Genomic DNA, 13,283 nt, shown 5'->3' with positions numbered 1-13,283 from the left:
GCGTTGAAGTTTAGCACTTTAAAGGAAAAATGAAATCGTTGAAGGAGATGCTCTATCATGAATTATGTCATTTTTAATGGCAATATCATTGAAAGATCGGAAGCAAATGTTGATATTGAAGACCGTGGTTACCAATTTGGTGACGGAGTGTATGAAGTCATTCGCGTCTATAATAGCAAAATGTTTACAGCGACAGAACATTTGGAGCGAATTATTTTAAGCGCAAAAAAAATTGGCATGGAGTTAACTTATACTGTTAAAGAAATGAAAGAGCTGTTAACACAATTAATAACAAAAAATTCATTAGAGCATGGAACGATTTATATGCAATTCTCAAGAGGAGTAGCTCCACGTAATCATCCATACCCCTCTTCTGATGTAGCTCATTCATTTGTGGCTTATACGAAGGAAGTAGCGCGTCCGCTTGCGAATTTAGAAAATGGTGTCAAAGCCATATTAAAAGAAGATATTCGCTGGTTACTTTGCGATATTAAAAGCTTAAATTTACTTGGTAATGTCATGGCTAAACAAGAGGCTGTGTCAAAAGGATGTTATGAAGCGATTCAACATCGTGGCGAAGTTGTAACAGAAGGTAGCTCATCTAACATTTCTATTATTAAAGATGGAACACTTTACACACATCCTGCTTCCAATCTGATTTTAAATGGCATCACTCGTCGTAAAATGATTGAGGTTTGTGAAAAGGATGGTATTCCGGTAGTGGAAGAGCCGTTCTCGTTAAATGATTTAAATACAGCGGATGAAGTATTTTTATCTAGCACAACTTCAGAAATTACACCTATCATTCAAATAAACGAAAAACAAGTAGGTGAAGGTGTACCTGGCGTGTTAACAAAGAGAATTCAAGGATTATTTGATGCAGCGATTGAAAGCGAATGCGGAAGCTTAACAACGACAGTGTAAGGGATATCAATATAAAGGGAAGTAGAATTCTTTCTAACCATAAGTAATATCAAAAACTGCACCCCACTTGTTAGACGGTATCTACAAGTGGAGGTGCTTTTTTATTGCTAGCAGGGCCTTTTCATGAATAAAGTCAGCTAATACCTTTCTTGATTGCACACAAATCATTAATCGTCTTCATGAATATGAAGAATGGGCGTGGGGCTGTTTCTTTAGCTGCATAGAGATGCTCAAGGAATTTTTCACTTTCAAGGACATTATTGTAAAGTTACTAACTTTAATATCTCTAAATATCCAGCACTTTTCAAAAAAACGCACCAAATTTTTCATGGTTTTCGAGTGTAGACTTTTTGTTCTTTCAGAGGACTAGTATATAATTATGACATGAAATAAACAGTAGAATTGAATGAAAAGAGGATGTTTTATGAAAAGAAGTCATGCTTGGATGATTGTACGAGCTGGCGTGCTTATACTCACTTTGGTGTTGGTCGGCTGGTTCGTCATAAAAACATTCACCCTTACCTATCCTTTCTGGTTGGCTGCCTTATTTGCCTGGTTTTTACAGCCCCTTGTTCGGTTATTACAAAGTAAATTACGCTTTTCTTCAGGATGGGCAAGCTTCGTTGGCTTGTTAGGCGGTGTTCTTGTTATATGCGGTATGATTACTGGCCTACTGTTCTTACTAATTGCCAATTTTAAAACCTTTTTCTTGCAAATCCCTAACTGGATAGAGGGCGCTTCTATTAATGTGCAACACTTTTTTAATACGGTTATTTTACCTTTTTGGCAAGATGCGTCAGGGTTATTTAACTCAATTGGTTCGGGTAATAATCAGGCCATGAAGCAAGGAATAATGGAACTTGGTTCACAGGTTGGTTCTATTTTAGGAGATATTGGTCAAGGGGTTGTTGATTGGTTATCTCAGTTGCTACTCAGCTTGCCTACTTTTTTTGTTGCCTTTATTTTTTTCTTATTAAGCATTTACTTTATGGGAAAAGATTGGGGACAATATAGAAGTTTTTTCAGGAGAATCCTCCCTTTTCGTGTGAGAGTGAAGGCAAAAGAGTTTAACTTTGCCATAAGAAACCGACTGTTTGGTTTTATACGAGCGCAGTTTATTCTAATGATCGCAACAGGAATTATTGTCTTCATTGGTCTAGCTATTTTGCGAGTAGAAAATATATTTACACTAGCGGTTATTATAGGTATCGCAGAACTTCTACCTTATTTAGGCACAGGGACAATCCTCATTCCTTGGAGTGTTTATCTTCTCATTACAGGAGATGTCAGACTTGGGGTTGGCATTGCCATTGTTTATGGTGTGACATTAGTCGTAAGACAATTGTTAGAGCCCAAAGTTTTATCGAGCAGCATGGATTTAAATCCGGTTGCTGTGTTAATCTCTCTTTTTGTTGGTCTCCAATTATTCGGAGCATTTGGCTTATTTATTGGTCCAGTCACACTTGTATTGCTTATCATTCTTCACGATATAAAGATTACACATAGTATTTATTACTTTATAAGAGATGGGTTTCAGAATGAAAAAGCTGGTTAGTTTGGTGAAATAGAAAAAACGAACAATTTGTTCGTTTTTTCATTTACAGTGGCTTTATGTACCAACGATCCATAGCTGAATGTTCTGACCCTTTTAGTGGCTCATGAAGTAATTCAAACCCATATGATTGGTATAGGCGATCCGCAATTGTTAGTGTATTGTGTGTTTCTAAATAACAATATTGATAATGTTGTTTTGCGAATGTCAGCGCAGTATCCATTAACTTTTTGGATAAGCCCAGTCCTTTAGCTTTAGGTGATACATATAGTTTTTGTAATTCACATATTCCTTCGTCTAAGTCAAAAGGAGCAATGCCGATACCTCCAATGATTTCTTTTTCCATTTCAACAATCCAATAGGCTGAGCCTAGGGTTTCTTCATAGTATTGATGGAGCGAATCTAATTGAGGATCGTAATAAGCCGTTCCTGGAATAGCTAAATTGGCTGACTCTAATGCTTCTTTTATAATTGCTGCAATCTTTAAGTTATCTTTCTGCTTAATTTTTCGAATATTGGTCATAGGAACCTTCCTTAATTAAACGGATAATTATATTGATTGTTTGCATGTGGATTCCCTCAGGACAGATGGTTCTGATGAGGACATCCTCAATGGTGCACATACCCATATCAATAGGTTGATATTCGCGATTTAAGATATCACCATAATGCTGTTCAATAACTGTCGGTTGGTCACGAAGTAATCTGATAAGATCTTCATAAGAAGGGGTGCATTCATTGAAATCAGTTGGTGTTGTACCGAAACCAAAGAATGAATGATAGGCTGATAAGTCTATGCTAACCTCTCTTGTTAACGATTGTATCCATAAAAACTGATCAAGGTAAATATGCCCCATATGCCATCTGATGTTATTGCGGAAACCGGCAGGAATGATTTCTGCTTGCTATGCAGATACATTCTTGAGGATTAATAGCACTTCCTCACGATACGTGTGTAATTGATTCATAAGAACAGTATGACGTCTTATCAACGGAATCACCTCGTAATATTTTTAAACCATCTTGTACATTAAAACATCGTCAACATACACATCATGACTAAGTTTAATATCTTTTATTTTTCGTCCTTCTTCCACAAAGCCCATTTTTTCATAAAGATGGATAGCAGGGTAATTAGTAGAAAACACTCCTAAAGATAATTTTTCAATGACAGGATGTTCTTCAGCCCATTTAATCAGTGTTTGCAATAATTGCATACCAATGCCTTTTTTACGATAGCTTGAGTCAACATATATACTAAAACTACCATGATGAGCTAGTCGGGCTATGGATGATGAGCGAAATATAATACATCCAACGACTCTTTGATCAGACTTAGCGACAAAGACAACCGAGTGTTTTTTGCTATTTGTGATGATTGCAGATAATCTTTTTCTTTCTTCATCTATATTTGCTAAAAATTCTTCGTTTGTAGTAATGAAAAATCGATTTTCTTCAACGATCCCTTTCTGCAAAGTAAGAATATCATCTACATCAGCTAACAACGCTTGGTGTACTTTCAACAGCAACCACACTCCTTACTTTTTCTACAATCAATAAAAGTATACGAAATATTCATACAAGTAGTAAAGTGAAAATGTACCATGAGGATTGCCACATAAGTATTTTGGCAATATGTTATACTAATATATATGTCAGGAAATTCCCTTTTAAAGGGATTTATTTACGTTCTATAGAACATGGGCATCTAGTGTGAATAGATGCTCTTTATTGTTTTTATTTTAAGGTTTTAAGTGAGGTTTTATAAATGAGTGGAAATACAGATAAAGGAAATGCATCCCTTCTTCAACAAGCTCTAAAGGTGAACAAAAAACCTTTTCCATGGGTAAAGGCTTTTCTAGCTGGATTAGCTGCAGGTCTTCCAGTTATTATTGGTATCCTTTTTGGAGAGCTAGAGTATGGTTTATTAACAGGTATGGGTGGGTTTACCTATCTTTATGTATTTAATATCCCTTATGCCCAAAGAGCAAAAAAACTATTTTTCGTTGCCATAGGAATTACTTTATCATCCTTCTTAGGGACAATTGCTGCACCGTTTCCACTTGCTGTTGCAATCATTATGGGTATAATTGCTGCAATGGCCACGTTTGTCTTTGGAGCGTTACGCTTTACCGGGCCAAGTGCGATCTTTTTTGTATTAGTGTTCGCAATGACTTCTGGAATGCCTACAGAGCCTGAGCTAGCGTTTCAGCGTGCTGGGTTTGTGTTTTTAGGTGGTGCACTGTCATGGTTGATTGCGATGGCAGGCTGGTTTGTGAATCCTTTTGGACCTGAAACAGATGTCGTTAAAAGGGCTTATAATGAATTAACCATTTTGATAAAAAGCATTGGTACAGAGCAGTTTGATGAACAGAGATATAAAGTCATGTCCTCCTTAAATGATGTCGAGGATATCTTAATTGCTGGCTACCTACCTCTTAGAAGGAAGAAGAGATATGATCGTTTATATGTGTTAAATGATCATTTGAATCGCATTTTTCTAGAGGTGATTAAAAACTTTTTAAATGAAAGAACAGCGCCACCACAAAAATTAATAGAACAGCTTCAAGTTTTATCGAATTCAGTTGATAAAAATAGATTGGATATAATTGAAATCGAAGAAGATGAAGTAAGAGGCTGGCACGCCAAGTATAAGCAATTATATGCAATTATTAAACGCCTCGATTGGGATACAGAAGATATATCTTCGCATGTGAAAGAAGAAATAGAGCTTTCTAAGCCCACTGTTAGAAAAGCTTTACTTCATTCATTTGATAAGAACTCGATTGTATTACTGTCTGCTTTGAGAATTGGAATTATGACAATCATTGCAGGGATTATCGCTTACCAATTTCATTTTGAACGTTCATTTTGGGTACCTCTTTCTTGTGTAGCTGTCATGTCTGGAGCAACAGTCGTTGCCACTTATCATCGTGCAATTCAACGTGGAATTGGAACAATAGTGGGAATCTTAATCGCTAGCTTTATACTTAGTTTTCACCCTACTGGACTTGTCATTGCCTTATTAATCTTTTTACTTACCTTTATTACAGAATTATTTATTGTGAAAAACTATGGATTAGCGGCAATCTTTTTTACACCTAATGCGCTGTTGATGGCAGAAACAGTAACGCCAGGTGATTTTGCTTTTACTTATTTCGCACAAGCAAGAATAATTGATGTTTTTATAGGCAGTATCATTGGTTTATTAGGTGTTTTAATTATTGGGAGAAGCTCAGCCTCTAGTAGGCTACCCCACCTCATTTCAAAAACAATTCGTAGCCAAGCTCAGCTCATGTTTACAATGTTTTCAACCCATACAAAAGATGGTCATGAATCAGAAAGAGAACTATCTAAATTGAAAACAAATATTCAAGGCTTAAAGACTGTATATAATACAGCAGCTGGTGAGATCCCGATCGATCGCAGCGCATTAACCTATTATTGGCCAGTTGTTTTTTGGTTAGAGCAAATCACCTATTTTCTTGAAAAAACAGCAGAAGAGAAAGCGCACCAAGTGAAATTATCTGATGAGGCTTTAGCGCAACTCTTGTATTCTTATGAATCTTTAGCTAATGCAGCTTACAGAGAGCACGCTCCAGCAAATTTGTCCTTTCCTAAAATGCAAGGTTTATCTAACTTGAAAAATGACATGATTCATCTTCAAAGATCATTACAAATGCACGAAGAAAAGCATCCATCATAGGGTGCTTTTTTTTTATGATAAAACGCTAGTATGTCATAAAAGAAACCTGTAAATAGGCGTTGGCTTAAAATAATCAATGTGTTGATTCCATCTTTTTTATAATTATTATTTAAAAAAAATGATTATTTTTGTTTTAGAAAAAATATGGAGGGTAAATAAAAACAACTATTCCTTAAAAATAATTACATAATAAAAGGAGAGAATTACTATGTCTAAAAATGATAAAGACAAACAACTTGAAAATTTTAGAAGTAATGACAATAAGGATAAAGACTTAACAACAAACGGAGGAGTAAAACTTTCAGAAGATGAACATTCTTTAAAAGCTGGTACAAGAGGTCCAACATTACTAGAGGATTTCCATTTACGTGAGAAGTTAACGCATTTTGACCATGAAAGAATTCCTGAGCGTGTTGTTCATGCTAGGGGATTTGGGGCTCACGGTGAGTTTCAAGTTTATGATGATTCAATGAAGGCATTCACGAAAGCGAAATTTTTAACTAATCCTCATACGACAACGCCTGTTTTTGTCCGGTTTTCAACAGTTGTTGGTTCGCGTGGTTCACTTGATACGCCGAGAGATGCCAGGGGATTTGCTACAAAATTTTATACAGAAGAAGGAAATTATGATCTAGTAGGTAATAATATTCCTGTATTTTTTATCCAAGATGGTATTAAATTTCCTGATTTAATTCACGCAGTGAAACCTGAACCGCATAACGAAATGCCACAAGCGGCTTCTGCACATGATACTTTTTGGGATTGGGTTTCGCAAAATCAGGAATCTGCCCATATGGTGATGTGGGTGATGAGTGACCGTGGTATTCCGCGAAGTTATCGAACAATGGAAGGATTCGGTGTTCATACATTTAGATTGGTTAATGATAAAGGGGAAGGTCACTTTGTTAAGTTTCACTGGAAACCAGTATTAGGCACACATTCCCTTGTTTGGGACGAGGCACAAAAGTTAGGAGGGAAAGACCCTGATTTCAATCGCCGTGATTTATGGGAGTCTATCGAAGCAGGCGACTATGCTGAATACGAACTTGGTGTGCAAATTTTAGAAGAGAAGGATGAATTTTCGTTTGATTTCGATATTCTGGATCCAACGAAGATTTGGCCAGAAGAAGAAATTCCTGTTCGTAAAATTGGTAAAATGACACTGAATCGCAATGTAGACAATGTGTTTGCTGAAACAGAACAAGTGGCCTTCCAAGTTGGAAATGTAGTACCTGGTATTGATTTTACGAATGATCCATTATTACAAGCAAGATTGTTTTCCTATACAGATACCCAACTCATTCGTTTAGGTGGTCCAAATTTCCATGAGCTACCTATTAATAGACCTGTTTGCCCTTTCCACAATAATCAAAGAGATGGTTATGGTCGCCAAACGATTAATACAGGACAAGCTGCTTATCATAATAATACCCTAGCAAATGGTTCGCCGAATACGGTTGAAGAATCTGAAGGTGGTTATGCTCACTATCAAGAAAAAGTAGAAGGTAGGAAAATTAGAGAACGAAGTGATAGTTTTGAAGATCACTTTAGTCAAGCTACACTGTACTGGAATAGCTTGAGCGATATAGAAAAAGAACATACGATTAGTGCTTTTCAATTCGAATTGAGTAAAGTGGAAAGCCAAGCTGTAAAAGAGCGTGTAGTCGAAATGTTTAGTCACGTAAATAGTGATCTTGCTAATCGCATTGCTGAAAAAGTGGGTGTAGATGCAGTTGAGAATAAAAATGAGACAACTACAGCGAAATCATCACCTGCACTAAGTCAACAAAACACAATCTTTTCCGCAGCTACACGTAAACTAGCAATCATTGTTACAGATGGGTTTGAAGGTGAAAAAGCAAAGTCAATCATCAATGATTTGCAAGAAGCTGGTGTGAACCCATGTATTATAAGTGACCGTCTTGGCACAATTAGAGGGAGTGGGGGAGTAGAGTTACAAGCAAAACATACATTTGCTAGTGACAGTTCAGTGGTATTTGATGGTGTGTATCTCATTGGTAGTGATGAAGTTGATGCAACCTTTAAGCATGATGCATTGCTGTTTATAGATGAAGCATACCAACACTTCAAACCAATCGCTGCTACTGGTGATGCCATCTATTGGATTAAAGATTTAGATTATCCTAGTGAAGAAGGCATTTTACTAGAAGAACAATCAGGTAATGATTTTGCGAAACAAATAATTGATGCTTTGTCCGCTCACAGATTTTGGAATCGGTCGCAAGTATAATGACTAAGAAGGAAAACAGAGACGTCATCTAATGGTGTCTCTGTTTTTTGCGTTCAATAGTAAATTTAACTACATGTATCATCTTTTCTATCATACATAGTTGTTTTATAGAGAATTTCTTCAATGATTATGATGTATTGTTTTTGAAATAGTTGTACCCTCAATTTTATTAATCAAATCATCCGTTATCTTCTCTTGTCTGTTAGATCCAGTAAAGACGATTAGTGCCATCTAAACGTCGTAATAGGGTCAATTATAAAAACTCCTTTATAAAATCAACTCCTCTCATGTATTACTTATTATGCTTGAAGATTAATAAATGGTTGAATACCTTAAACTAAGGTGTTATGAAAGCTTTTACTAACTGAATGATAATCAAATCATTGCTCCCATTTACCAAAAATAGAGTAAACTAGTCAATAACGGTTATAACCAGAGGGGATGGAATAAAATTGAGTAAACATCAAATGTCTATCATTGATTTTGCGAGGAGGGGACAATCTATTTATATTGTCCTACAAGGGTACGATGCACAATCCGATAAACCATTTGCAGGAGAAGTGAGAATTCTAGGGAATAACATATATGGTGATATGATTCATCCGAATAAGTCACTTTTATCTGAAAGCTGCCGAAAGTTTATTAAGGATACAATACTAATAAAACTTCAAAATCAAGAAATATAAGATTTAACAAAGTGAGGGGAAGAAATGGGAGAACCGATTCAATCGAGTTATAGTGAGAGTGAGAGAGAGAGATTATATAAAAGAACTTTAACGGTTGTGAGTATTTCTCAGTTGTTTGGTGGAGCAGGTTTGGCTGCAGGCATTACGGTAGGAGCGTTATTAGCAGAGGATATATTAGGAACGGCTTCATATGCAGGCTTGCCAACAGCTTTATTCACGATTGGATCAGCAGTTACTGCTTTTATAGTAGGGAAAACTTCTCAACATTATGGCAGAAGAATTGGACTTACTATAGGTTTTATTGTAGGTGGACTAGGAGCATTAGGGGTTGTTTTGGCAGCTATATTACAGAATATTTTTCTATTATTCTTTTTTTTATTCCTTTACGGCGCAGGTACGGCAACCAATTTACAAGCGAGATATGCCGGCAGTGATTTGGCTAATGAGAATCAAAGGGGAAAAGCAGTAAGTTTAACAATGGTTATGACCACATTTGGAGCAGTATTAGGGCCCAATCTAGTTAATATTATGGGGGAGGTGGCAGGCCGATTAACCATTCCTCCTTTAGCTGGCCCGTTTTTATTATCTGCTCTTGCATACATAGCTGCTGGGATTGTATTGTTTATTTTATTACGTCCAGACCCATTTATCTTAGCGAAGCAATGGGTCGCTGAAGAAGAAAATCAAATGAGTAATTCTGTTATTGCTACCAAAAATGTAAATAAATATCATATCGTTGTTGGGGCAACAGTAATGATTTTAACACAGTTAATTATGGTAGCGATTATGACGATGACCCCTGTTCGTATGCTTCATCATGGTCATACACTACAAGCAATCGGAGTGGTAATTGGCGTTCATATTGGTGCGATGTATTTACCATCTCTATTTACAGGTGTTCTAGTTGATAGATTAGGTAGATATTTTATTGCAATTGCTGCAGGTGTTACATTATTGTTATCTGGAATTACCGCTGCTAGTGTGCCTGAGGATTCTTTATTTGGATTAATCTTAGCTTTAGCTTTATTAGGGTTAGGCTGGAACTTCGGTTTAATCAGTGGAACGACATTAATTGTTGATGGAACAACCAATGAAAACAGAGCTCACATTCAGGGAAAAGTCGATGTGTTTATTGCCCTATCTGGTGCGACAGGTGGGTTGCTTTCGGGCATGGTTGTTGCTCATTCTAGTTATGCTACTTTAAGTATAGTTGGTGGATTGATTTCATTCATTTTAGTACCAATTGTCTTCTGGCCAAAGTTAGCAAAAGCAAATAGCTAATGGGAAATAAATAACCACGAACCAAATTCATTTGGCTCGTGGTTATTTTAGATAAAAGCAAAACTGTCCAAGCTGTTTTTATTTTGTTTGTAAATAGTACCAAATCAAATTTGTAAACGTATGAGCTTGTAGTTCGATCTCTGTCTTGTCTAGTGAGGTTTGGAAAGGTTTGAGTAAAGGTAACAGAACAGGTTTACGAATTCGGTCTGCTTTTAATTCTGTTAATATCGCATCAAATAAATCTTGTTGATCTTCATCAAATTGGTGCTGTTCTTGCAATTGCTGAGCAAACTCAAAAATTTCTTCAATTTTGATAATCCGTTTATTTATATGAGTTCTTAGCTGATTAATAGCTGAATAATTGAGAAGAGAAACGCCACTAGATTTCATCGTTTGTAAAATCATCTCTAAATAAGATAGTGTCACATCAATAAGTTGTTTTAAATCATAAACATTATTCGTAATTCTTTTCACAAAGAGAAGGTGTTGGAGCATTCCAGTAAATAAGACAACTCCTTCAAACGCATAATCTCTAGTGTCTTCTCCGAATACCTCAATAACTCTAAATGTTAACCATTCCATATCGTACACTCTATGTTGTAAAACGAGTTTCTTTAAATCCTTTTCATTGGAATGCAATATCGCTTCAAATAATCGATGAAGATTACTGGCTTCTTGTAGTGTGTATAATAGGGAGATTTGATCTATAAAGACATCTCTATCTTTTGTATCTTTCCCCACTTGTAGTGCAATTCTTCTTTGACTTGCTTCATAGCGCAAATCCTCTAATATCTCAGCGATACAATCATTTTTTGTGGCGAAATAATTGTAAAATGTCCCTTTGGAAATATTTGCTGAATCAATAATATCTTGTACAGATGTTTGTTGAATTCCCTTTTCTTGAAACAGTTTCAATGCTGCATCTGCCACTTTCTTCTTCTTGTTATTCATCGTGTATTCCCCACCCTTATGGCTTTAATTATAAATTCTTAAGAAGAGAAATACAATGTAATTGAACTTTTAGTATAAATATGTTGACCGATTTATACTTTGGGTTTAAAATGGTTCAGTACTCGAAATAAAAAATAAAAAGGATGAGAAAGTATGGATTCAAGTTTACAACCTCAAAAACCTCCGTATTTAATGCTTGCAATATTATTTGTCGGTGCGTTTGTGTCTTTCTTAAATAATTCATTATTAAATGTGGCGTTGCCTAGTATTATGGTCGATTTAAATGTAGAAAATTATTCTACAGTACAGTGGCTGGCAACTGGGTATATGCTAGTTAGTGGCGTGCTTGTTCCTGCTTCAGCATTCTTACTAACACGTTTTAAAAATCGTAGCTTATATATTTTCTGTATGTCTGTATTTACAATTGGTACAGCTATGGCTGCATTTGCACCAAACTTTGGTATGTTATTAGCAGGTCGTATGGTTCAGGCTGCAGGTGCATCCGTTATGGGGCCTTTATTAATGAACGTCATGCTTGTTAGTTTTCCTCGTGAAAAACGCGGTACTGCAATGGGTGTGTTTGGATTAGTTATGATTACTGCACCAGCCATTGGTCCGACTTTGTCTGGGTATATTGTTCAATATCATGATTGGCGTGTTCTTTTTGAGATGATTTTGCCATTAGCAATCATCAGCTTATTACTATCTATTTGGAAATTAGAGAACGTTATGCCTCAAAATAAAAATGTGCAACTTGATTATTTTTCAGTCGTGCTATCTTGTTTAGGTTTCGGCGGCTTGCTTTATGGTTTTAGTTCTGCAAGTGCTGATGGTTGGACAGATACATGGGTACTAACGACTTTAATTGTTGGTGGCATTTCACTTATTCTCTTTATTATTCGTCAAATGACAATGGAAAAACCACTATTAGATTTACGTGTATATAAATATCCGATGTTTGCACTGGGATCAGTGATTGCAATTGTTAATGCGGTCGCCATGTTTTCAGGTATGATCTTAACTCCAGCATATGTACAGAGTGTTCGTGGAATATCGCCGCTCGATTCTGGTCTGTTAATGCTTCCAGGAGCAATTGTGATGGGAATTATGTCACCAATCACTGGTAAGTTATTTGATAAATTTGGACCGCGTATGTTAGCTGCTGTTGGTTTAATAGTGACAGCTATTTCAACTTATATGTTAGCTAATTTACAAATCGATACATCCTATAGTCATATTGTGATTATCTATGCGTTGAGAATGTTTGGTATGTCAATGGTAATGATGCCAATTATGACAAATGGTATGAACCAAATTCCAAATCGCTTAAATCCACATGGAACAGCAATAAATAACACAGCTCAACAAGTTTCGGGTTCAATCGGTACAGCTATATTAGTAACGATTATGAATAGTGTCACACAATCTAAAGCAGAAAGCTTAATGACAGGTGTAGACCCTACAACAATGACAGAAGCAACAACTGCTGCAGTTACTCAACAGGCGTTACTAGCAGGTATACAATATGCCTTCTATGTATCACTTGCAATTAATATTGTTGCACTTATACTCGTATTATTTATAAAACGAGTGGATACAAGTGAGGAAGCAGTACGTAAGTTAGAAGAAGAGGAAGACAATAGGCATTCAAAACAAGTGAGTGCTGAAGTATAAGAGAAAGGCCATTCGATAAATCGAGTGGCCTTTTTTTTGTTGTTCTAAACATAACGCATATGAGCGGGGAACACGCGAAAGAAATATGGGAGGGTTTCTTTAGGGCATATTGGAAGCAAAAGGTACTTATTAAATGTGTGGTTTGCATATTACTCCGAAGCGAGAATGGAAATGAAAGCCGAGCAATGCGAACTTGCAAGTCATTTAGCAGGAAAGACACAAATGAAAACTAAAATAGGAAATTATGGAATTAAATTG

The 13,283-nt window shown here is 36.2% G+C and carries 11 protein-coding genes; 7 read left to right on the top strand and 4 right to left on the bottom strand.

Annotated elements, in window-relative coordinates:
- Positions 1 to 57: 57 nt before the first annotated feature.
- The gene (gene dat / locus MKX83_RS18320) at positions 58 to 924 is read left to right on the top strand and encodes a D-amino-acid transaminase (protein ID WP_341056935.1); all 867 of its coding nucleotides are present in this window, start codon (positions 58 to 60) and stop codon (positions 922 to 924) included.
- A gap of 424 nt (positions 925 to 1,348) precedes the next feature.
- The gene (ytvI, locus tag MKX83_RS18315; RefSeq protein WP_095372198.1) at positions 1,349 to 2,479 is read left to right on the top strand and encodes a sporulation integral membrane protein YtvI; all 1,131 of its coding nucleotides are present in this window, start codon (positions 1,349 to 1,351) and stop codon (positions 2,477 to 2,479) included.
- A gap of 43 nt (positions 2,480 to 2,522) precedes the next feature.
- On the opposite strand, the gene MKX83_RS18310 is transcribed toward ytvI, so the two are convergent.
- The 3 genes from MKX83_RS18310 to MKX83_RS18300 all read right to left on the bottom strand — a co-directional run bounded on the left by MKX83_RS18310 (position 2,523) and on the right by MKX83_RS18300 (position 3,999).
- Positions 2,523 to 2,999 (bottom strand): GNAT family N-acetyltransferase, encoded by a 477-nt coding sequence (locus MKX83_RS18310; RefSeq protein ID WP_341056931.1) that lies wholly within the window; start codon positions 2,997 to 2,999, stop codon positions 2,523 to 2,525.
- Positions 2,977 to 3,333 carry a DinB family protein gene (locus tag MKX83_RS18305; protein WP_307316702.1) on the bottom strand — a complete coding sequence of 119 codons (357 nt, stop codon included), beginning with the start codon at positions 3,331 to 3,333 and terminating at the stop codon, positions 2,977 to 2,979. Before MKX83_RS18305 ends, MKX83_RS18310 begins: the two co-directional genes overlap by 23 nt.
- 156 nt (positions 3,334 to 3,489) lie before the next feature.
- Positions 3,490 to 3,999 carry a GNAT family N-acetyltransferase gene (locus tag MKX83_RS18300; RefSeq protein ID WP_307316704.1) on the bottom strand — a complete coding sequence of 170 codons (510 nt, stop codon included), beginning with the start codon at positions 3,997 to 3,999 and terminating at the stop codon, positions 3,490 to 3,492.
- A 245-nt stretch (positions 4,000 to 4,244) separates the two neighbouring features.
- Here MKX83_RS18300 and MKX83_RS18295 point away from each other — a divergent pair, with 245 nt between their 5' ends.
- The 4 genes from MKX83_RS18295 (at position 4,245) to MKX83_RS18280 (ending at position 10,400) form a co-directional block, all read left to right on the top strand.
- Entirely contained in the window at positions 4,245 to 6,182 is a 1,938-nt protein-coding gene (locus MKX83_RS18295) for an FUSC family protein (protein ID WP_307316708.1), read from the top strand.
- Between the two features lie 208 nt (positions 6,183 to 6,390).
- Positions 6,391 to 8,433 carry a catalase gene (locus MKX83_RS18290; protein WP_307316711.1) on the top strand — a complete coding sequence of 681 codons (2,043 nt, stop codon included), beginning with the start codon at positions 6,391 to 6,393 and terminating at the stop codon, positions 8,431 to 8,433.
- A 452-nt stretch (positions 8,434 to 8,885) separates the two neighbouring features.
- Entirely contained in the window at positions 8,886 to 9,119 is a 234-nt protein-coding gene (locus tag MKX83_RS18285) for a hypothetical protein (protein ID WP_307316713.1), read from the top strand.
- 24 nt (positions 9,120 to 9,143) lie between these two features.
- Positions 9,144 to 10,400, top strand: coding sequence for an MFS transporter (locus tag MKX83_RS18280; protein WP_341056922.1), 1,257 nt, complete (start codon positions 9,144 to 9,146; stop codon positions 10,398 to 10,400).
- A gap of 78 nt (positions 10,401 to 10,478) precedes the next feature.
- Here the strand turns inward: MKX83_RS18280 and MKX83_RS18275 are convergent, their stop codons facing one another.
- Positions 10,479 to 11,351 (bottom strand): TetR/AcrR family transcriptional regulator, encoded by an 873-nt coding sequence (locus MKX83_RS18275; RefSeq protein WP_095372205.1) that lies wholly within the window; start codon positions 11,349 to 11,351, stop codon positions 10,479 to 10,481.
- 153 nt (positions 11,352 to 11,504) lie between these two features.
- Between MKX83_RS18275 and MKX83_RS18270 the strand changes: the two genes are divergently transcribed.
- Entirely contained in the window at positions 11,505 to 13,025 is a 1,521-nt protein-coding gene (locus tag MKX83_RS18270; RefSeq protein WP_095372206.1) for an MDR family MFS transporter, read from the top strand.
- Positions 13,026 to 13,283 lie beyond the last annotated feature (258 nt).

The organism is Cytobacillus sp. FSL M8-0252, assembly GCF_038007345.1.
In the GTDB taxonomy this organism is placed as follows: Bacteria; Bacillota; Bacilli; order Bacillales; family Cytobacillaceae; genus Cytobacillus; species Cytobacillus kochii.
The sequence above is the reverse complement of the archived record's forward strand: the minus strand, read 5'-3'. Positions and strand labels throughout refer to the sequence as shown.